This window comes from Lujinxingia vulgaris, assembly GCF_007997005.1.
Classification (GTDB): Bacteria; Myxococcota_A; Bradymonadia; order Bradymonadales; family Bradymonadaceae; genus Lujinxingia.
Genome location: NZ_VOSL01000053.1, coordinates 123,448 through 145,670, shown reverse-complemented (window position 1 = coordinate 145,670; position 22,223 = coordinate 123,448). Strand labels below are relative to the sequence as shown.

General features: G+C 62.5%; 16 protein-coding genes and 1 riboswitch. Of the genes, 14 read left to right on the top strand and 2 right to left on the bottom strand.

All coding sequences use genetic code 11. From position 1 onward, the window contains the following. On the bottom strand, positions 1-584 hold a 584-nt coding region (locus tag FRC96_RS12555; RefSeq protein ID WP_230470195.1), incomplete at its 3' end, for a TonB-dependent receptor. Between the two features lie 55 nt (positions 585-639). After that, a riboswitch (cobalamin riboswitch) is annotated at positions 640-859 on the bottom strand. Positions 860-1,207: 348 nt separating this feature from the next. On the opposite strand from FRC96_RS12555, the gene FRC96_RS12550 reads away from it, so the two are divergent. The 14 genes from FRC96_RS12550 to FRC96_RS12485 all read left to right on the top strand — a co-directional run bounded on the left by FRC96_RS12550 (position 1,208) and on the right by FRC96_RS12485 (position 21,622). Next, on the top strand, positions 1,208-2,161 hold the full coding sequence (locus FRC96_RS12550; RefSeq protein ID WP_230470194.1) for a metal ABC transporter substrate-binding protein: 954 nt from the start codon (positions 1,208-1,210) through the stop codon (positions 2,159-2,161). A 46-nt stretch (positions 2,162-2,207) separates the two neighbouring features. Continuing rightward, positions 2,208-2,996, top strand: coding sequence for a metal ABC transporter ATP-binding protein (locus FRC96_RS12545; RefSeq protein WP_146974833.1), 789 nt, complete (start codon positions 2,208-2,210; stop codon positions 2,994-2,996). Positions 2,997-3,045: 49 nt separating this feature from the next. Then, positions 3,046-3,942: a metal ABC transporter permease gene (locus FRC96_RS12540; protein ID WP_146974832.1), complete on the top strand. Its 897-nt coding sequence runs from the start codon at positions 3,046-3,048 to the stop codon at positions 3,940-3,942. A 191-nt stretch (positions 3,943-4,133) separates the two neighbouring features. Beyond that, positions 4,134-7,097, top strand: coding sequence for a proprotein convertase P-domain-containing protein (locus FRC96_RS12535; protein WP_146974831.1), 2,964 nt, complete (start codon positions 4,134-4,136; stop codon positions 7,095-7,097). Positions 7,098-7,186: 89 nt separating this feature from the next. After that, a complete protein-coding gene (locus tag FRC96_RS12530) occupies positions 7,187-9,508 on the top strand; it encodes a proprotein convertase P-domain-containing protein (RefSeq protein ID WP_146974830.1) in 2,322 nt (773 codons plus the stop codon). Positions 9,509-10,123: 615 nt separating this feature from the next. Then, positions 10,124-10,474 carry a hypothetical protein gene (locus FRC96_RS12525; protein ID WP_146974829.1) on the top strand — a complete coding sequence of 117 codons (351 nt, stop codon included), beginning with the start codon at positions 10,124-10,126 and terminating at the stop codon, positions 10,472-10,474. 379 nt (positions 10,475-10,853) lie between these two features. Further along, complete coding sequence (locus tag FRC96_RS12520; RefSeq protein ID WP_146974828.1) at positions 10,854-11,162, top strand: hypothetical protein; 309 nt, start codon at positions 10,854-10,856, stop codon at positions 11,160-11,162. A gap of 597 nt (positions 11,163-11,759) precedes the next feature. Then, positions 11,760-12,698 carry an alpha/beta hydrolase family protein gene (locus FRC96_RS12515; protein ID WP_146974827.1) on the top strand — a complete coding sequence of 313 codons (939 nt, stop codon included), beginning with the start codon at positions 11,760-11,762 and terminating at the stop codon, positions 12,696-12,698. Positions 12,699-12,895: 197 nt separating this feature from the next. After that, positions 12,896-14,527, top strand: a complete 1,632-nt coding sequence (locus FRC96_RS12510) for a mechanosensitive ion channel family protein (protein WP_146974826.1) — start codon at positions 12,896-12,898, stop codon at positions 14,525-14,527. 865 nt (positions 14,528-15,392) lie between these two features. Then, complete coding sequence (locus tag FRC96_RS12505; protein ID WP_146974825.1) at positions 15,393-19,313, top strand: choice-of-anchor Q domain-containing protein; 3,921 nt, start codon at positions 15,393-15,395, stop codon at positions 19,311-19,313. Between the two features lie 101 nt (positions 19,314-19,414). Further along, positions 19,415-20,593 (top strand): MYXO-CTERM sorting domain-containing protein, encoded by a 1,179-nt coding sequence (locus tag FRC96_RS12500; protein ID WP_146974824.1) that lies wholly within the window; start codon positions 19,415-19,417, stop codon positions 20,591-20,593. Between the two features lie 58 nt (positions 20,594-20,651). After that, complete coding sequence (locus tag FRC96_RS12495) at positions 20,652-20,951, top strand: integrase core domain-containing protein (RefSeq protein ID WP_146974823.1); 300 nt, start codon at positions 20,652-20,654, stop codon at positions 20,949-20,951. A 3-nt stretch (positions 20,952-20,954) separates the two neighbouring features. Beyond that, positions 20,955-21,437 (top strand): DDE-type integrase/transposase/recombinase, encoded by a 483-nt coding sequence (locus tag FRC96_RS22830; protein ID WP_146974822.1) that lies wholly within the window; start codon positions 20,955-20,957, stop codon positions 21,435-21,437. Continuing rightward, positions 21,350-21,622 (top strand): integrase core domain-containing protein, encoded by a 273-nt coding sequence (locus FRC96_RS12485; protein WP_146974821.1) that lies wholly within the window; start codon positions 21,350-21,352, stop codon positions 21,620-21,622. The genes FRC96_RS22830 and FRC96_RS12485 overlap by 88 nt, the downstream gene beginning before the upstream one ends. A 253-nt stretch (positions 21,623-21,875) precedes the next feature. Here the strand turns inward: FRC96_RS12485 and FRC96_RS12480 are convergent, their stop codons facing one another. Further along, positions 21,876-22,214, bottom strand: a complete 339-nt coding sequence (locus tag FRC96_RS12480; protein ID WP_146974820.1) for a hypothetical protein — start codon at positions 22,212-22,214, stop codon at positions 21,876-21,878. Positions 22,215-22,223: the final 9 nt, after the last annotated feature.

Below are 22,223 nucleotides of genomic sequence, written 5' to 3'. Positions count from 1 at the left end.
CCGCGAAACACATCGGCCGAGGCCAGCCCCCCCACCCCGAGCTGCCCCACATCAAAGCCAAGGCCTGCCGGCGAGCTCAGGCGCAGGCCGTCGAGGTAGACGACGAGCTGGCGAGGGCTTCCGCCCCGCACCGACACATAGGCTGGCTGCCCCGGGCTCGACGCCCGGGAGAGCTGCACCCCCTCCACCTGCTCCAACGCCGCGCCCAGGGTCTCCTCGGCTGCCCCGCCATCCCCGAGCCTCACGCGCGTCACAAACCCGGAGGGGTGGCGTGCGTCCTCGCGCGCGCTCCGATCCCCCACGACCGTGCGCCCGCGCAGCGTTTTTTCGTCTACTTCGTCCCCCGCACCTTCCTCGCCGCGCCTCTCCCTTTCGGAAGATGCCCGCGCCGACGACGCCAATACCCCAATCGTTTCAACACCTTCCAGCCCACCCGCAGACGCAACCTCTTCATTTGCGCGCTCCGGCTCCCCGGCTTCGGCCTCCCCGGCAGCGCACACGCACACGCCCACCCCGGCGCACCACGCCAGCGCGCGCACCACGCGCACAAGCCCCCCGGGGGCTGTCCTGAAATCCAACATCATGCGGCGCTCTTTGTCGCGAAGAGTCATGATGTGATGACGCGCGAAAGCACGCACCACGCGCCTGCGACTTCCTCTCAGGTATCCTGACTCACAGCTCCCGAGCGTCGATCATCCAACCCGACCCTCATCGCCTCCGACCGCCTTCCCATCTCCTCATCCGAGGTGACAGTGGCATCTGGCCGTCGGCTCGCTGCACACAGTGGCGCGACCGTCCCGGACTTGCACCGGGTTCCCTGATACGAAGCGCATCTCTCAAGAGAAGGCGCTCGGGCGGACTATCGCAGCGCCCTCCCACAGAAGTCAATCGCACCGCTGTCGCACCTCAGGGCAATCGCAAAGTCCCACAAGATTTCTTTGTGGAGAACCCACCCAATCCGTAGGGAGGGGTCTTGTGCCCCTCCCGAACTCCCAGGGCGGGGACCCACAAAAAATCCCCCTACGGTGGCGGGTTGTGGGGACCCACGTTGCGATTGCCCTGTGTCGCCACTCGCCAGGCGTTGTTGCAATACATTTGCATTCACGCACGTTCAACGTTAGGGTCCGCGCCCGGCGCGCCCTGTTTCAGGTGCTTGTTCATGCGCCCGCGCCCAAAACGTTTGCCTCTCCACCCGGATGGAGCTCCGATGTCACACCCGCTCAAACGCCCGAAACCTGCCATCTTCAAAGCGCTCTTCGGCCTCATCGCCACGTTGATCCTTTTGGCGTCCTCCCCGGCCACAGCCGAACTTCGCGTGGTGGCCACCACCCCCGACCTCGGCGCCATCGCCACCGAAGTGCTCGGCGACCAGGGCACCGTCGAGACCCTCGTGCGCCCCGGCGACGATCCCCACTTCGTCGATCCTCGCCCCAGCTTCGTGCCCCTGCTCCACCGCGCCGACCTGCTCGTGCTCGTGGGCATGGACCTGGAGATTGGCTGGCTCCCCACGCTGATCACCGGCGCGCGCAACCCGAAGATTCAGGCCGGCCAGCCCGGCTATTTTGACGCCTCCGCCCATATCGTGGCCGCCGACGTGCCCCGCGGCCCGGTCGACCGCACCATGGGCGATGTGCACCCGGGTGGGAACCCCCACTACACCACCGACCCCCGCCAGAGCGCGCGCGTCGCGCTGGCGCTCGGCCGCCACCTGGCCGAACTCGACCCGCCCAACGCCGACGCCTACGTCGAGCGCAGCCGCGAGCTGGCCCGCGATCTCATCCGCGTCGCCCAGCGTTTTGAACTCCTCTTTCGCGATCTTCCCGCCGAGCGCCGACAGATCGTGACCTACCACAAATCCTGGACCTACGTGGCCGGCTGGCTCAGCCTCACCGACGTCATGCAGATCGAACCCAAGCCCGGCGTGCCCCCCAACCCCCGCCACGTCGCCCACCTGGTAGAGACCATCCAGGAGCGCGACGTCCCGGCCATCCTCCAGCTCAACTACTACCCCACGCGCACCGCCGCCCAGATCAGCGAGCGCACCGGCGCCACGCTCCTGCGACTGCCCGCCCAGGCCTCCGAGGGACAGCGCTACGTCGAGCACCTCGAAGGGCTGGCCGAACGCCTCTATGAGACTCTGAAACCGGCTGTGGCCCCCTGAATTCGCCGCCTCTTCCCCTTGCCCGAACCTCTGCTCGGGAGCCCCCATGAGCGCCGACATCGATCTTCGCCCCAACTTCGACCAGCCCGCCGAGCTCCCCCACGAGCCCATTCCCCCCTGCCTGCCCGACGATCACATCTCGCGCCAGCCCACGCTCTTGCAGGTGCAGGGGCTGGTCTGCGGCTACAGCGGCAAGGGCCTGCTCGGCCCCCTGGATTTTCACCTCCACCAGGGCACCTTCATGCTCATTGAGGGCCCCAACGGCGTGGGCAAATCCACCCTTCTCAAGACCCTCATCGGGCTGATCCCGCCGGTGAGCGGGCGCATCGACTGGAGCCTGCCGGCCGACGCCCTGCGCTTTGTGCCCCAGACCCGCACCCTCGATCCGATGCTGCCGGCCACCGTCTTCGACGTGCTCGCCACGGGCCTGCACCGCGGCCGGGGCTTGAGCGCGCTGCGCATCCGCCCGCGCCGCACCGAGCTCCTCGACGCGCTGGAGGTCGTGGGCATGGCCCACCTCTGCGATCACCTCTTCCGCGAGCTCTCCGAAGGGCAGAAACAACTCATCCTCCTGGCCCGCGCCCTGCTCGGAAAGCCCCGCCTCCTGCTCCTCGACGAGCCCTCCGCGTCGATGGATCCCGAGCGTGAGGCCGCCACCATTGAACTTCTCCACGGCATCCAGCAGCAACTCGACGTCACCGTCATGATGATCGCCCACGGCTCCGCCCTTGCGCGCAGCGCCTCAAGTCGCATCATGCGCATCGACCGCCGCGGCCACATCGCCATCGAGGAGTGCCTGAAAGACTGCCTCGACGATCCGCACCACACCCACTGATCGACGCTTCGACCGATCTTCTTAGACTTCGATCTTCGCCGGCACCCCTATGTTTGAATTTCTGGCGCTCTACGGCGACCTCTACCGCGACCCCATCCTCACCGCCATGATCGCAGGCCTGGGCCTGGGGCTGCTGGGCGTCTACGTGGTCAGCCGCCGCATCGTCTTTGTCAGCGCCGCGCTCAGCCAGACCTCCGCGCTGGGCGTCACCATCGCCTTTTACCTGAGCGCGCACCTGGGCCTGACCGGCCTCCTCGCCGAACTCCTGGCCCCGGCGCTGGCGATCCTCCTCTCCACCCTCGTCGTCTTCGGTCTGGTGTGGCTTGGCGAGCGCCCCACCCTGGGCCGGGACGCACTTCTAGGCGTGGCGTTTATCGTGCCCACCGCGCTGGTGCTGCTCCTCGGCCCGCTGATCGCCCATGAGCTTCACGAGGTCGAGGCGGTCCTCCACGGCTCGGCGGTGCTCGTGCGCCAGAGCGATCTCTACGCCATCCTCGGCGCCACGCTGCTGGTGGTCGCCACCCAGATCGTGGCCTTTCGCGCCTTTGTCTTCGCCAGCCTCGATCCCCTGGTCGCCCGCACCCAGGGCGTGCCCGTGCGCCGGCTCGACGCGGCCCTCTTTGGCGCCATCGCCCTGCTCACCGGCCTCTCCACCCGCGCGCTCGGCGCGCTGCCCACCTTCGGCCTCACTGTGCTCCCGGCCATCGGCGCCCTCGGGCTCAATGTCGGGCTGAAATGGGTGTTCATCATCGCCGCAACCTCCGGCGCTGCCTCCGGCCTGCTCGGCTATCTGCTGGCCCTGGCCACCGACTGGTCGGTAGGCGCAAGCCAGACCCTGGTGGCCGCCTTGCTGGCGCTATTGCTGCGCGCGCTCGGGCTGATCCTCAACCGCCGCGCCCCCCGCCCCCCCGCCTCAACGCCCCCCGAAAAGGCGCGTCGCGCCTGATGATCCAGAATTTGGTTGCATCAACAGGGGGTTGCTGACTATCGTCTCCCCCACGGTCCCCATAGACCCTGGCTCTGCCGTGCCCGAACGCCTGCAGGCCAGCCGGTCGCGCATCACATGTTGAGCCGGCCGCGCTAACCCATCGACGAGAAACCACGATCGGACTTGTCAGAAAGTCGGAGATGAATCGGATGAAGCGACTCACCCCCTGGAACCTTCCCCTCAGCGGGATTTTGGTACTCGCCCTGGCCGCTTGCGGCGGCGACGACGCCGAAACCCCTGACCTCTTAGAGTGTGGCCCCGGCACTGAACTCAGCGGAGGCGCCTGCGTCCTCGCCGAGGACACCTGCGGCGCAGGCCTCACCCTCAACGAAAACGATCAGTGCGTCCCCACCGACGAGCTCTGCGGTGAGGAGACCATCTACGACACCGAGTCGGGCACCTGCGTGGGCCCCGAGGAGATCGTTTGCGGTGAGGGCACCATCGAGATCGATGGCCGCTGCCTGGTCGACAACCCGCTCACCTGCGGCGAAGACACCGTGCTGGCCAATGGCCAGTGCGAGCTCACCGAAGAGATCTGCGGCGAAGGCACCGAGTTTGCCGACGCCGGCTGCACGCTCATCGGTGAGACCGTCTGCGCCGACCGCACCGTCTTCGACGTCGCCCTCGGCGAGTGCGTCGATCTGGGCAACGTGGAGTGCGGCGACGACACCTTCGAGGTGGAAAACCGCTGCATCTCGGTCGACACCGTCGCCGACAACCTCGCCTCCAGCGCCGACGTCGTCTACGCCGAAGGCGGCGAAAACGCCCTGACGATCCCCGAGCTGGAGACCAGCCTGGTCTTCGCCGGCACCATTGAGGCCGACGACGCCGGTGAGCATCAGTTCACCCTGAGCGCCGAAGCCGGCGACTGGTTCGAGCTGACCGTCTTCACCCGCGGCCTGCCCTCGCCGATGGCCATCATCGCCAACGACGACGGCTACGATCGCGCCACCAGCTCCGCCCTGGCCAACGTCGCGCAGCGCACCTTCGCGATGCCCGAAGATGGCGACTACACCGTCACCATCGCCAACGCGCTCAACCAGCTCAACGGCACCGCCAACAGCGGTGACGGCACCTGGGCCTATGTTGCGCAGATCAGCCGCATCGAGGCTCCCGAGCCCAAGCCCTGGCCCGGCATCGAAGCCGTCGCCACCGGCGACCTCGCCGATCTCACCGAGAACCTCTACCAGGTCGAGTTCCCCGAAGAATTCAACCTCTCGATGAACGTCGACATGCTCGGCGCCGACGCGCAGGCCGTGGTCGACCAGTGGGCCAGCCTCTCCGAGTTCACCGAGTCCTTCGACCTCGAAGAAGGCGGCTCCTTCGTGCCCGAGCGCCCCGCCTCCGGCGAGCCGGTCTTCCTCCTCTTCGACGTGGAGCGCCAGACCGGCCCCGCCACTGGCTTTGAAATCAGCACCCAGCGTGCGGTCGACGTCGATATCGACGAGACCTATGAGTTTGAAGTCACGACCCAGCCCGGACAGATGGTCAAGATCAGCTACACCACGTCCAACCCCAGCGCTTTCAATGCGCAGTTTCAGGTGTCGCAAAACGGCGAGGAGCTCGCGAGCTACGGCAACACCGACCCTCTTAATGGCACCACCTCGTTCTCCACGCGACCTGATGCTCGTTATTTCTTCGCGGTCGACGGCGGCACCTACACCGTCGGTATGACCAACGATAACTGGTCGGCGATCATCTACGACTTCGTGCCCGTGATCACCATCATCGACCCCACCCCCATCCCTGTGGCGGGCGATGAGAGCTTCACCTTCACCCGTGAAGAGGAGCTTGAAGAAGGTGGGTTCGCATTCTACCGCCTCGACATCACCACCCCGGCCAGCTTTGAAGGCTTCCTTCGCACCGGTGAGCTCGTCTTTGAAGAGCCCGAAGAAGAAGAAGACGAAGAAGGCCAGTGGATCGACGATGAAGAGAACCCCGGCGCCGGCGACCCCGACGCGGTCATCATTGGCTCCGACAACTTCGTCTCTGAGCAGTTCTTCGAAGAAGGCACCTTTGAGATCCTCGAGTTCACGCTCCTGACCCCGGGCTCCTACATCTTCGCCATCAGCGCCTACGAGGCCCTCACCCAGGGCTACACCCTGGAGCTCGACGCCACCGAGCGTCAGGCCCTGGTCCCGGAAGAGATCATCTCCGAGACCTTCACCCTGGAGACCTACGACCTGATCCGCGGCAGCGCCGAGTTCGCCGATGGCGAGAGCGCCACCATCCGCGTCTACAACCCCGACGATGTGGTCATCTTCGAAGCCGAAGCCAGCGGCGACTACGAGTTCCTGGAGCTCGCCCCCGGCCCCGGCGACTACCGCGTGGAGCTCACCAACGAGACCGAAGACGCCATCCTGCGCCCCACCTACGAGTTCGAAGGTGTGACCGACGCCGACTTCTTCGAAGCCTCCCTGGGAAGCCTCGATCTGGGCACCACCGGCGCCTACACCGCAGGCGATCGTGACTACTACCTCTTCCGGGTACGCGATGCGATGCTTGTCTCCATGACCTTCTCCGTCGCCCAGGGCGAAGCCATCAGCACCAAGGTCTTCTCCCGCGCCAGCCGCAACACGCTGCGCGAGCAGGTCGGTAACCTCATCAACTTCGAAGACCTCTACGCCAGCAACGACCTCATCATCGTCGAAGTCGTCGCTAACAGCGCGCTCGCCGACGGTTACTCCTTCGACCTGGACTTCGACGAAGTAACCGGTGTTCCCGCTGTCAATGAATCGGTGAGCCCTGGGCTTCAAATCTCACCCTCCACGCGCACCGTATCCTCTTCGTTGAGCACCGCGGGTTGCATTATTATCGAGAGCATCACGGTCGACCTGGACATTGCTCATGGCTTCATCGGCGACCTTGATGTTGTCCTGACCAGCCCTGAAGGCACCGAAGTCCTCGTCCACGCCGACCACATCAGCGGTGGCCTTCTGGTAGGTAATATCCCCGAAGATATCGACGCCGAGGAATCACTCGACGCGTTTGTTGGCGAGAGCGGCTCGGGCGAATGGACGCTTACCGTCACTGACACCTACGATGATGGTGGCGGTTCCTTTGATACCGGCACCGTCAACAGCTGGGGCGTTAACCTGACTTGCAGCATCTAACCTGCCACGGCGTCTGGTGCCGCGCCCCCTCCGGGCGCGGCACACCCTGAACCTTACGAAAGACCCAATCATCACGGGAGATTCGATACATGCGTACCCTGACAAAACTCTCCGCGCTCGCCATCCTGGCTGCCAGCGCCATCGCCTGCGGTGGTGACGGTGGTGAGGTCGAGCAGCGTGAATGCGGCCCCGGCACCTACCTTGTCGACGGCCAGTGCGAAGTCGATGAATCCAACTGCGGCGAAGGCTCCGTCCTCAACGACGAGGGCCAGTGCGAGCCCACCGGCGAGATCTGCGGTGAAAACACGACCTACGATGCCGGCGAAGGCCGCTGCGTGCCCAACATCGGCATCCAGTGCGCCGAAGGCACCATCGAAGTCGACGGGGAGTGCGTGCCCGAAGACGCGGTCGAATGTGCCGAAGGCACCGTCGTCGCCAACAACCAGTGCGTCCCCGCTGACGATGTCTGCGGCGATGGCACCGAGCCCGACAGCCAGGACCGCTGCCGCCCCTCCGACGCGGCCTGCGGTGATGGAACGAGCTTCGACGTGGCCACCCGCACCTGCGTGCCCACCTCCCAGCTGAGCTGCGGCGCGGGCACCATCCAGATCGAAGGCACCTGCCTCCTGCGCGCCGGCGTCGTCGCCGACCTGGCCGCCACCGCCACCCTCAACCTCGACGAAGCTGGCGAGACCCCGGTCGACCTCGTCTCCGGCGAAGCGCTGGTCTTCACCGGCAACATCGACGCCCCCGAGATGGTCGAAGGTGATTACGTCCAGGACCTGGACACCCTGCTCATCAACGGCACCCCCGGCCAGTGGATCCGCGTGGCCATCCACGCCAACGGCATGCCCGAGCCCGGCTTCGTCTTCATGGAAGAAGTCGCCGAGCCCGTGGAGCCCGTCGACCCCGAAGATCCTGACGCCGAAGAGCCCCCTGCGCCCTTCAGCCGCACCAGCGACGCGGGCGCCGGCCTGGACTTCAGCCGCGAGATCGTTATCCCCACCGAAGGCGTCTACGCCCTCAACGTCGGCCCCATCGCCCAACTCCTCGAGCTGGCCGGTCCCGCCGGCGGCGAAGACTGGGGCTACGTCGGTAGCATTGAGCTCATCGATGCGCCGACGCCGACCGCTGTGGAGTTCCCTCAGGACGCCATCAGCGGTGATGTCCGCAACCTGACCGAGAACTTCTACGAGGTCAGCGGCGTGGCTGAAGGCGATCAGTTTGTCTTCTTCCTCGACCAGGTTCCGTCTGACGCGCAGGCAGAAGTCCAGATCTGGACCGACGCCACAACCCTGGCAGAGACCGTCGCTATCGACGGTGGCGTCTTCATTCTGGACGCCCCCGCCGAGAGCTTCTTCCTCCTCGTCGATCGCGTCTACGCCGACGGTCCGGCCACGGCCTACAGCGCCCAGCCCAACTCCAGCCAGACCCTTGATGGTGAGGCCACTATCACCGAAACCATCACACTCGCTGCCGGTGAATACATCACCATCAGCCAGTGGAATGGTGCTGAAGCTAACCTCAGCGCCAGCATCTCGGCGGGCGGAGAAGCCCTCGTCGAAAGCTCCGCCCTGCGCCCCCGCACCGCGGCCTCCGGAACGCGCGCGCTGCAATGGTTCGCCTTCGAGGAGACGGAAGTCACCGTCACCTTCGAAAATACGTCTGAGGACGCACTTGAAGGCCTCGTGGCCGGCATTAACGTGCGCGTAGCAGCCAACGCTGGCGAAGTCTCCGACGGCGACTCGGTGGAACTGGGCAACGCCCTTCAAGCCGGCCAGACCGCTTATGTTATGTTTGAGCCCGCCGAACTCATCAACTGGGTTATCGCTCTCGACGGTGAGGCCACCGCTGAGTTTGAAATCCTCGACAGCGCCTACAACTCCATCGTTACCGGCTCGAATAGCTCCACCCTTCGCGCCGGTGAACTGGAGCCTGCTGCCTACGCGCTCGTCATCACGGCGACCTCCGATATCCCCGCTTCGACAGCGGTGTCGTTCGCCCTCTCCACCCTTTTCCAGGCTGGCGAAACCGATATCTCCCTGAATCTCCCCGCCTCCAGCGGAACCTTCGAGCCCACCGAATCTACGGTCACCGTGCCGCAATCCTGTGCGCGTGTCGGCAGCATTGAGGTGTACTTCTCCACTACGAGCGGGACCTACCAGGATGACCTCCGCGTCACCCTGATCGACCCGCGTGGTGATGAGTACCGCCTGCTCAACGTCGCCTCCTCGGTCAACTCCTCCGCCCTCGATGTCACCTTCCCCACCACGCGCGAGCCGGTTGAGTCGCTTACCCCGCTGCATGGAACCGAAGCACCGGGTGACTGGACCCTTCTGATGGAATACGAATGGACCAACACCTCTGCAGGAGTGCCTGAATGGTACCTGCTCATCGATTGTGTTGAGTAATTCGTTACTTCATACACCAACAAAAAAGCCGCCCTCCGGGGCGGCTTTTTTGTTGCCTGCGAAAACCATAAATCTCACTCAAAACGCATCGCGCTTTCTCCCCCACACGCCCTTCACCTGACTTCACTCCCCGCCCCCCCTACCTCCAATCTCCGCCCAAACACGCGATGCCCCGCGCCGAAAATCTTCGCGCATACCTTGAATCACAATCCCCATGTCCTCACACTTCATCCCCCGAACACATCATCCTCTAGGAGCACTATCGATGCCCCAACTACATCCCCGCGCACTCGCCGCCCCCTTCTTCTTCGGCCTCGCCACCCTGGCTTTCACCTCAGCGCTTTCAGGCACCAACCCTGCTCACGCCGACACAGCGTGTTCTGTGCGCGTTGATCTTGCAATCCTTGAGCTCTCTCCAGAACCCGGAAGTGACGGCCTTATGGCTCAGGAACTCGCTCTAACTTCTGGCGGATTTACTCGATCATTCAACACATGGAACCTATCATTAGGTTCCTCTCAGGTTAGTCTGGTTTATTATTTGCGCCCCCGGGAAGGCGAGGAAATATCGACGTCTTCGTTGCGTCAACCAGCGCTTACGCAAACAGGAGAAATCCAATGACCCCGCAGAACCACGCATTTAAACAACATGCTCTTCTCTCCCTTTTTACTGGCATCGTTATATTGGTCGCCAGCCTCGCAACCCCGGCCTGCTCCGATATGCCTGGCGATTGCGGTCACATTACCCCACCTCGCACGATCGCCGGCATTTATAATACTCCCCTCGTTCCCACCGATGACCCATTTATAAATACGACCTCCGAAGATTTCCAGAACGCTGCCGAACTCTTCGAGGTTATTTCGGTTCACGTGACAGACGATGAAAAAATTCACGTGACCTACATCCATGACGGCGAGCAGTACGTCGACATCTACAACATCACGGAAGTGCAGGACGCATACCTCTGACTGTATAAGCATGGCCTTCTTGAGCCGCATATATCCACGCTTACGGTTGCGCCTGATGAGTCAGGTTCAATTTCTGGCTATTTGCAAAGGGCGAACGTATCAAGTTTTGAGCGGCACCAGGCAATAGGGAGACCGATCGTGTTTTATCGAACGTGTCTTCACGTTCATCACTTCATTCCGGCCTATCTTGGCGGAGCGGACGGATAGAACCGATACAGCGCGTTCCCCGATTGGACTTCTAACAATCCCGCCCCGTTGAAGCTGGGCGAACGCGCCTTTTCCCTCTTTCTACACATGTGGCCGGACGAGTTCGAGCTTAGCGCTCTGGCACACGTTGATACCCGCACCTTTTTACATTTCAACAAACAAGGACCTGAGCATGAAAAAACAACATAATTTCGTTGCAACAGCCATGGCGTTACTGGGCCTCACCGCGTTCCTCTGGCCTGTGGATGCCGCGCACGCCGATTGTAACATCTCAAACATTCAGCACTGGGAAGTCCAGCTAAGCAGTGTGACAGTGGACGGCGTCGTGCAGAGCGACAACACTGGCTACACCCACTCAGCCTTTCATCTGGAAGCAATTAACCCTCATCCTGAAGCCCCATCGGGGACATTTCACTTCTTTGCTCGCGACAATAACAATTCAAACGCATACAGCGTCTTCGAAGGAACCTATGACTTTTGATATTGAACCACAAAGTGTTCGTCCCAACCGGCGACAAAACATGATGCAAACCTTCAACCCAGAGCGCTCTCAGTGAACACACTAAAAAAACTCCATCAAAGAACACTTAAGACTCCACTCCTGCTTTGGACTGTCGGCATGTGTCTCAGCTGCCTTTATCTGAGCGCATGTTCGTCTGATGCCGACTGTCCAGTTTCGGAAGAGTATCGGCCTCTCGTGTCACGTGTAGGCGAGTCAATGCCTTTTGAAGAATCGTACTATTCTTCGGAGGGCGGGCCAGCTCATCCCGCACATTTTGCCACTCCAAATTGGGAAGCAAAAGAACTCATCATAGTTTCAGAAAACCAGCTTCAACTTAAATTCGTTCACGATGGTAAAACGATCGTGGAAACATATGAGATTCTCGACCGTTCAGGCGCTCCTCCGTTTTGACCGCATAATCCCACCTGAGTCATCACTATAACTGTAGCCTTATGTCAGTTATTGACCTGCATACAAATCTTCGGCCATCGCCTCGATCTCCACAGGCACGCCTTAATGCATCAGCGCGTATTTTACGTCATTGAATAGTCCCGAAGCCCACCTTATGAGCCCTTCATGACCACCGCGCCCCACACGCTTACTCGCTCATCTCTTCTCCTCGCCGCCCTCGTCATCACCTTTCTCAGCGCGTGCCGCTCCACCTGCCCGCAGCCCAACAGTGAGCCGCCGGGGAGAACTATTCCCTCCTCCGACTACAACTTTGCGGAGACGCGGCAGGGCCATCAAACCAACCTCCTCATCTCGGAGCCCTCGCCACAATCATGGACGGAACACGCGCCGCCCAAAGGTGTCTCCCTGGTGCACTACACCTCCGAGGGTCGCAAACTCAGCGCCTGGCTCGCCATGCCGAGCACGTTGGACAGGCCCCCCGAGCAGCGAGAGAAACCGGTGCCGGCCGTGGTCTACCTCCACGGCGGCTTCGCCTTCGGGCCCTCGGACTTTGACGAAGCGCGCCCCTTCCTTGAAGCGGGCTACGCGGTGCTCGTCCCCTGGTACCGCGGCGAAAACGGTCACGCAGGTAACTTCGAGTTCATGTACGGTGAGCTCACCGACGCGGCCGCCGCCCTCGCCTGGCTCGCCAACCGCGACGACATCGACGCCGAGCGCGTCTTTTCCTTCGGGCACAGCATCGGCGCGAACCTCTCGGCGATGCTCTCGCTCCTTCCCGACGCCCCCGTGCGCCTCACCGGCGGCGCTGGCGGCCTCTACCATCCCGACTCCTTCTACGGCTGGCAGGACATCGCCCCCTTCGACGTCTCCAACCCCCTGGAGCGCGAGCTGCGCATCTTCACGCCGCACATCGACGACATGGCCCATCCCCACATCGCCTACATCGGCACCGACGACGGGCTCGTCACCTACGCCCGCAGCGCAGCACACATCGCCGAAAGGCTCGACGCCCCCTTGAAGGTCGAACTTCTGGAGGGCGACCACTTCACCACGCTCGAGCCTGCGGTGGAGCTCTTTTTGGAAGAGATTCGGAAGGTCGAGTAGTGCGCTTTTTCCCACACCCTTAAACGGTGCGAAGACGTCTGCGTCGGCCCCTTTCACACGGCGCCTTCTTACGACCGGGCCCGGGTCCCGCACCGTCCCTTCTCCACCCACCCGTGCACAATTCCCCCGAAGGACCTATACGTGGAGCTCTCACGTCATCAGACTCGCCAGAACGCATCCCGACCGGGAGCTCGCCCATGGTCCTTCGCTTTCACGCCCCCATCGCTTTTTACCTGACGCTGCTCCTGCTTCCCCTCGTGCTCTTCAGCCCGAGCTCGCTGAGCGCCCAGGAGGATGCTGGCAAAGCCGCGCCCGAAGCCGCGGAGACGCCCGCCGCGACGCGCGACCTTCCCGAACAAGACGCCGGCGATGAGGCGCTTCAGGCTCAGATCCGCCGTACCTTTCAAGCCATCGACGCCCTTCAAAACGTCGTCGTCGATGTTCGCGCCGGGGTTGTCAGGCTCGCCGGCGCGGTCCCAACCTCTCTCGACAAGCAGCTCGCCGGTGAGGTCGCCGCCCGTTTTGAGGGCGTCGTGTATGTGCAAAACGACATCGAGTTTGAGGATTTCGAAGAGACCTCCCCCGAGCCCGAAGCCCCCGAGCTCGAAGGACTCTCCGCCGACGACGTCACCGCGGAGCGCCTGGATGCGATTTTTGCTCAGATCCCTCCCCTGCAGGGCATCCGCGCCCATGTCGAAAACGGCGTCGTCTTTCTGCGCGGCCAGGCCCTGACCAACGAGGCCAGCACCCGCGCCGAAGAGCTCGCCGGCGCCATGCCCGGTGTCCTCTACGTCGACAACCAACTCGCCGAGGCCCTCGACGTCTCCGACCGCCTCACCCCCACCTGGGAGCGCATCCGCGACTTCATGCTCGACCTCGGTCGACGCCTCCCCATCATTCTGCTCGCGCTCTTCATTCTGGCCGTGTTCTGGTTTCTCTCCAAAGTGCTCGTGCTCTGGGAGTGGCCCTTTGAACGCCTGACGAAAAACGTGCTCGCCAGGGGCCTCATCAAACAGGCGGTGCGCGTCGTGGTGGTGATCGGCGGCCTGCTGATCGCCCTGGAGCTCCTCGACGCCACCACCATCGTGGGCGCCGTGCTCGGGACCGCCGGCGTCTTCGGCATCGCGCTTGGTTTTGCCTTTCGCGACATCGCCGAGAACTACCTGGCCAGCGTTCTGCTCAGCCTGCGTCGCCCCTTCGAAGCCAACGACCTGGTGCAGATCGAATCCTTCATCGGACGCATCGTTCGCCTCACGATGCGCGAGACCATCCTGATGACCGAAGACGGCAACCACGTACGCATCTCCAACGCCACCGTCTTCAAAAGCAACATCACCAACTTCAGCCGCAACCCCCGCCGCCGCTTCGACTTCCGCGTCGGCATCGGCACCGAGGAACCCCTCGCCGGCGCGCTCTCCCTGGCGGTCTCCACCCTTAAAGGGCTGGAAGGCGTGCTTGAGGAACCCAAACCCCAGGGCTTCGTCGAGACGCTCGCCGACTCCAGCGTCACGCTCTGGATCACGGGCTGGGTCGACCAGAGCAGCTTCGGTTTCCTGAAGGTCAAAAGCGAAGCCATCCGCCAGGTCAAAGAGGCGTTTGACGACGCCGGCATCAGCATGCCTTCCCCGATCTTCACCCTGAACATGGCCGACGCACACCCCCCGGCCGAGCACCGCGTCGTCTCCGAGGCGGCCCCCCACGGCGCCCTCGTCCCCACCGAAGACGTCCTCGACATCGGCACCGACGACCCCATCGAACGCCAGGTCGATGAGGAGCGCGAGACCTCGAAAGAAGAAGATCTCCTCGATACAAAAAAGAAGAACACGTAGCCCGCGCCGGACCTATCGCGAACCGATAGGGCCCTCTAACCTGCCCGGGCCGCCCTCTCGATCGCCCAAAACGAAACATCGACCGATGACGCGATCCGCATGCGTTTATGCGCTTCCGATCGGGTCCTCCCATGTTACGAATAGCGATCCGAAGCCTTCCGAACACAAATCCCAACCTCAGAATGACCTTCGGAACCCTCCCGATCGCTCCCCGGCCAACGCAGAACACGTTCCGAAGCCTACCGAACGCTACTTTTCATGTGCGGAAGGCTTCAGAACGCTTCCGATCGCGTTTTGCGAATCGCCATAAGGCATCCGAACCCTCCAGACGCCATTTCGAAAGGGAAAGAAACCTTCGGAAGCGTCCCGAACCTTTGCGGTCCGTGCAAACAAAGGTTCGGAAGCGTCCCGAACCTTTGCGGTCCGTGCAGGCAGAGGTTCGGGACACTTCCGATCTTCTGGCTGCGCTTCAAAGAAGCTCCGAGGACACTTCCGAACGCATTTGAATATCGCGGATGAACGATCCGGAGCGTCCAGACGATGTGTCTGCATGACCTGACGCGATCCGGAGTCTTCGGAAGGGTTTCTTCATACGTCTTGAGCAGAAGTTGATAGCGCACCGACGCCTTCGAGGGCCCAATTTTCAGTCACTTTCAGCTCGCCACTTCGCCACGCCAACCCCGCGTAAACCACCGACATGACAGGCAAATCAACCACACCACCCCACCCCGACGCGCCCTCCTCCCCATTTAAACTCTGCCTGCGTTTCTGATATCCCGACAGACACGATGGCGCCTTCGGCGCCTCTTTTTAACTTTGCGAACCGTCCGCGACGCTGCTGCGCGTTCTCTGAAAAGGTTTCATAATGCTTGTCCTGAATCGACTCGTGTTCTTCTGCTTCCTCGCCCTCTTCACCCTCGGCTGCGGCGACCAGGGCGGTGATAACCGAAGAGCGCGCGACACCAGCGATACGGGCGACCACACCCTCCCGGACACCGGTACGGACGCGAATGCGGACACCGACCCGGACCGCGAGCCCGAAGATCATGAAGGCGTATTGGAGGTCACCGTCACCGGACTTCCCGAGGGCGCCTGGCCTGAGATGGAGGTATTTGGCACGTCGGGCCTCCTCGACGTTGGCAGCTCCGGCCGAATCATTCTAATTCCGGGCTCCTACCAGCTCCGACCAGCCCCTTACCTCGATGGCCTCTCCACCTTTGAAGCCGAAAACCAGGGCCTCGAAATCACGGCCGGCGAAACCAGGACGATCACCGTCGACTATACACTCGTGCTCGCCAGCCTTGAGGTGGTGATCTCCGGGCTCCCCGAAGGCGTCGCCGCCGATGTCGAGCTGCGCTCCGAAGGTCTTGAGACCCTCACCCTCACCGAGTCCACCGAGCTCACCGACCTCACCCCCGCCTCCTACCAGGTTCGCCCCTCGGTCGTTCAAGACGGCGACCACTGGTACGAGGCCGAGACCAAGACCATCGAGCTCGCCAGCGACGATGACGAGACCGTCATCATCCTCTACGACATCATCCCCGGCGCTCTCGAAGCCCGCGTGACCGGGCTTCCTGCAGGCCACTCCCCGGAGCTCACCATTACCGGCCCCGACGGCTTCTCGACCACCGCCCAACCCCACGCCCCCGTCGAGGGTCTTCTGCCCGGTGAGTATGTGGTCTCAGGCCCTCGCGTCGAAGATGCGGGTGTGTTTTATGACGCCCCCTCGCAGACCGTCGACGTCGCCAGCACCACCACCTCCGAGGTCACCCTCGACTATGACGAAGTCGCAGGCACGCTTCAGCTCGCTGCGACCGGCCTGCCCTCCAACCAGTCCCCGCGCCTCACCATCACCGGCCCCGACGGCTTCTCCGCCACCGCGCGGCCCGGCGATCGTCTCAATGACCTCGCCACGGGCCAGTACACCGTCTCCGGCGCCGACGTCTCCGTCGCTGGCCGCATCTACCGCGCCGCCCCCCTCACCATCGACGTCCTCAGCGCCACCGCCGACGCCACCCTCATCTACGCGCTCGTCCCCGGCCGCCTGCAGGTCAGCGCCTCCGGCCACCCCTCCCACCTCTCACCGGTGCTCACAGTCACCGGCCCGGCCGGCTTCTCCACCACAACCTCCCCCGGCGGTCTTCTCCAGAACCTGGAGCCCGGAAACTACACCCTCTCCGGCGCCCAACTGGGCAGCAATGGCCTGCTCTACCGCGCCGAGGACGAAGTCGCCCAGGTGCGAAGCGAGCAGACCACACCGCTCTCCATCGCCTACGCAAAAGTCCCCGGTGATCTTCGAGTCAACATCGAGGGCCTTCCCGCCGGCCTCATCCCCGGCGTTATCGTCACCGACCCCGACGGCCAGACCTCGCCACTGAGCGTCTCCTCAACGCTGCGCGCGCAGACCCCGGGCACGCACACCATCACCGCCCCGGACGTCATCGACGGCCTCGTCATCTACCGCGCCGCCTCCACGTCCATCAACGTGCGCAGCGACGAGCTCGCCTCCACCACCATCACCTACGAGGCCCTCCCCGGCGATCTTTCCATCGCCGCCACCGGCCTCCCCGACAACGCCAACTACACCTTGACCCTCCAGGGCCCCTCCTACCCCTCCCCCACGCCCTTCACCAACGACGCCTTCCTCAACGACATCACCCCCGGCACCTACACGATCTCCTTCAACACAAGCACCGTCTCCCCCCCCTACTACGACGCCACCTACCTCCCCACACCCAGCTCCCTCACCATCGACGTCTCCAGCGACGCCACCGCCGACGCCACCGTCGACTACGCGTCCGTGCCCGGCACCCTACATCTGACCCACACCCTCCCCGACACAGGCTCGCTGACGCTTGCCCTCTCCGACTCCACCAGCGGCGTCACCCAACAATTCACCCTGAGCGGCTCCGGCACCACCTCCCTGACGCTTGACCCGGGCCACTTCACCTTCGCCATCGCCTCCAACGATCTCGGCACCGACGAATTCAACAACCCCTACTACATCACCAACCTCGACGGCTTCTTCGATATCTCCAGCGATGACGTGCTCTCCCATGAGATCGTCGCCCCCGTCCCCACCCTGGTCTGGGAAACCCGGGACGGCGCCACCGGCTCGCTGCGCGAAGTCGTCGGCCGCGTCATAGAAGACAGCGAAATCACCTTCGACCCCTCCATCTCCCAGCTCTTCCTCGACTCCAGCATCACCATCAACAAAGCCCTCGAGATCATCGGCCCCGGCGCCGATCAGCTCACCATCGAGCCCTCCGCAGACAACCGCGCCTTTGAGATCAACTACTACGGCGACTTAACCCTGCGCGGCCTGCGCTTTACAGGCTTCCACAACGACCACCCCGGCGCCGTCATTCAAGCCCACGGCTACCTGAACACCTACGACTCCCTCTTTGTAGACAACTCCTCCACCGACGACGGCGGCGCCATCTACCAGAATGCCTCCCCCGCCCTTGTCACGAACACCCGCTTTCTCAACAACCACTCCGCGCGCTCCGGCGGCGCGATCGCCAGCAGCACTCAAGCCTACCGCCTCCGCATCATTAAATCCGAGTTCACGGGTAACTCCGCCCTCGACGATGGCGGCGCCCTCTTCTACCAGTCCGATGAACGCATCTATGTCTCGGCTTCCACCTTCACCCAAAACACCAGCCTCTCCGGGGCCGGCGGCGCCCTCTTCTTAAGCGAACACGCCTCCACCTACTCCCAGATCCGCGACTCCCTCTTTCAGGCGAATTCCGCCGATACCCTCGGCGGCGCCACCTACCTGGGCAAAGACACCCTCATCTCCAACTCCACCTTCGCCGACAACACCGCCGCCGACGAAGGCGGCGCCATCTACTTCGACTACCCCGTCGTTGCCTCCGACAAAACCGCCCTCTACGAACTCGAGTACTCCACCTTCTCCCACAACACCGCCCCTAACGGCTCCGCCCTCGCCGCCGCCTGCACCGGCTCCTACTACGACCACCGCGTCGACTACCTCGCCAACATCTTCGTCGGCAATGACTCCCTTCGCCGCTGCACCGGCGGTGGGAGCGCCCGCTTCTATTCCCGGGATCATAACTACGACGCCGACGACCAGCCCGGCGCTCTCCCCAACCCCCTCCTCCCCCTGGCCGATAACGGCGGACCCACCCACACCATGGCCATCGACCCCGCCTTCGAAGCGCAGCTCTCCTTCTCCGCCCTTGCCTGCCCTTCCCTCTCCTTCGATACGAGCGACAACACCTCTGACCAACGCGGTGTCGTCCGCCCCGTCCACTACGCCTGCACCATCGGCGCCTACCAGTTCGGCGACTTCGACTCCACCATCAGCGTCCCCGAATACGGCTTTGAACCCTTCGACGGCCACGGCCTCGGCACGAGCTACAACTACGGCACCACCATCACCACCGACGCCGGCTACACCTGGACCCTCAACGGCGTCCGCTCCGAAGGTAGCTACGAAATCGACGGCGAAGGCTTGATGCTCCGCGAAGACGGCAGCTCCATCCGCACCGTCATCGTCGATGACGCCCTCGTCAACCTCTACATCCGATACCGCAAGGCCCACACCAGCTCCACCCCTCGCCTCATCGCCGTCGCCATCAACGGCACCATCATCGAAGAAAGCCACTTCTTCGGCACCGACCCCTACGACGACACCCTCCACACCCTCATCATCGAAGACCTCGAGTTCACCGGCGATATCACCCTCGAAATTCTCAATACCTCCGGCGCCTCCAACACCCAGATCGTTGTCGACAACATCACGTGGAATGACAGTCTCTGAGCGCAGGGCGTCTGCCAGCTCTATCGTGTCGGCAGACGCCCTTCCCCTGCGCTCACCTTATTTTATAACTCTCACGCGCCTCGAGCCCTGGAGATAACAGCATGAAGGCCACTCTGCTCCCAGCCGCCGCGCTGCTGCTCCTCCCGGCTGCAGCCCGGGCTGAAACCAAACTGGTCAACCCCGACTGGGAGTTCTCCGACGACTTCGAAAGCGCGTTTGCGGAGGGTTTCTGGGCGTCGTCTGGAGCCGGAACCACCTACGGCGCCGCCTGCCCGGGCTCGGACGCCTTCGGCAACACTCTGGTCTTCGACTACCACCCCGACGATCCCGAGCCGGGCCACGGCTGGGCCGAGCGGCGCTTCACGCTGCCCATCGACGCCGTGCAGCTGGAGATCTCCTACAAGCTCTTTGTGCCCGCGAACTACGTGCACACGTCCGGGAACCACAAGAACTTCGTGCTCTGGTCTGGCGACTACGGCAAGGTCAACGCCAACATCTCCGTCTCCAGCGAGAGCTGGCCGAACGAGGGCGGCGCCTCCCCCTCGGTTTACATCGGCGTGGACGGTGCCAACTACGGCCACGCCATGAACGAGGGCACCATGCCCCTCTTGCTCGAAGACGGCCTGGGCGACTGGATCGACATTCACATCTTCCTGGACCTGGCCCGCGAAGAGGGCGACTTCGGCGTTTTTGAGATCTTCAAGGATGGTCAGCGCATCACCGGCAACCTCGATGAAGACGTCGTCTCCTACGCCGACGTCCCCCTCCACGAGCAGATCTCCTTTGCGGAGCGCGGCAACTTCATCGACCAGGGCTACCTGCTCGGCTGGGCCAACGGCGGGTTTGCCGAAGATACGACCTTCTGCGTGGCGGACTTTCGGATTCGCGCCAACAGCGCCCACGGCGACTTCGGCAATGCTGCGGATCTGGAGTGCACCCACGACGCGGATTGCCCGGGCGAGGCAAGATGCGAGAGCAGCGTGCTCGAGGGGAACGAGCACGTAACGACGGCCTGCAGCGATACGGACAACACGCCAGACGCAGGCAGCCCGGATGTTGGGACACCGGACGCGGGCTCGCCGGACGGCGGCGCTCCGGATGTCAGCAGCCCCGACACTGGCGAGGGCAACGATGCGGGAGACAACGATGCGGGTGCCAGCCCATCGAACGACGGCCACATGGATGGATGCGCCAGCGCGCCGGCCGGGCACCCCGGTGGTTCGCTGGCCGCGCTTTTGTTAGTGACGTTGGGAGTGATTCGTATGAGGCGGAAGCGCTGAAGACGCGTCTTCGCGGGGACCGCGAAACCTCTGCACTCATGATGAGTCGCGGCAGGCACTGCGCACTGACAACCACGCGGCCTTCACGTCGAAGGCGCTCACCGGGCGTTCCAACCAGTACGGCCTGATCTGGAAGCGTATCTCACCCTGGATGCCGCAGCGGAACGGGCTCATTGAGCGCTTCTTTCGCTCGCTCAAAGAGGAGGGCATCTGGATGACGAACTTCAAGACCTTTGCACAGGCCCAGGAGGCGATTGAGACCTGGGTTGAGTTCTACAACACCGAGCGGCCCCACCAGGCGCTCGGGTATAAATCACCGGCTGAGTATGGTGCTCAGTTTGGCGGTTTGGTGGCTTGATTTATGGGGGGCACTACATGGCTGCGCTTTCGAGACCTGCGTTGCATCAACAAAAAGCGCGTGGAGCGCCTGATGTGGGAGAACGGCTGGCAGGCCCGATGCATCGTAAATACGCCTCGCCCACGTGTGGCTCAGTCCGTCTCTCAGGCCTCGCAACCTGACGAGCGCTGGGCGATGGATGCGACGAGTTTGTACTGCGAGCAAGATGGCTGGATTGGCGTGGTGGCTGTGATTGACTGCTGCACCCGAGAGATTGTTGGCATCGACGTCGCGCGTCGAGGCCGTGCCGTGAAGGCACAGCGAGCCCTGGACAGCGCATGCTTAAAGCGTTTTGGCCTCATCTACCCCAATGGCGAGTCGCGGCCGGTGCAACGTAGCGACAACGGCAAGGTGTTCACATCGAAGTCTTTCACCGGGAGCTGCAAGCAGTACGGGCTGACTCACAGGAGTTCATCACGCCCTATACCCCGCAGCAGAACGGGCTGATTGAGCGCTTCTTCCGCTCGCTCAAAGAGGAGTGCATCTGGATGACGAACTTCAAGACCTTTGCACAGGCCCGGGAGGCGATTGAGACCTGGGTCGAGTTCTACAACACCGAGCGGCCCCACCAGGCGCTCGGGTACAAATCACCGGCTGAGTATGGTGCTCAGTTTGGCGAGTTGGTGGCTTGAAATATGGGGGGCACTACAGCCAAATGTTCCATAAGGGCTCCTCGGTGAGGTTTGAGTTGAGCTGTCACCGTAGCAACAAAAATATGGGTATGTCGGTTAGTTCTAACGAGCATTTACACCACAACAAGGACAGTTCAATTATCAGGAGGCTAGACTCAAAAAGCCAAGCATCACTAAAAAAACCGGCCCAGAAACTAAAAATTCAAAACAAAATACTTAAAAAATTAAACACACCCAAACTAACAGAACTCGTTCAATCCACCTCAACAATGCTAATTTTGGGCGAGTTAAAAACAAAACCTTCATCACCCTCATTAAACTCCACTTTTATATACATAAATGTTTTGGTATACCCGTAATCTACAAAGCCAACTTGTTCTCCTTGCGAAAGCACAAATACTGCTTTAACGTTTTCATTTCCCCGAACTGTGCTTCCGGCAAGTTCATCAACACTACGATAGACACTAACAGCTTCGTGAACAACGATATACTTTTCTTTGTCTGAGTCAAAACACGACAAATTCAAAAGCAAAAAAAACATCATCATTACCAAACAAGCATATTTGCCATTCATTTCTATATTACATTCCATAAAGCACCT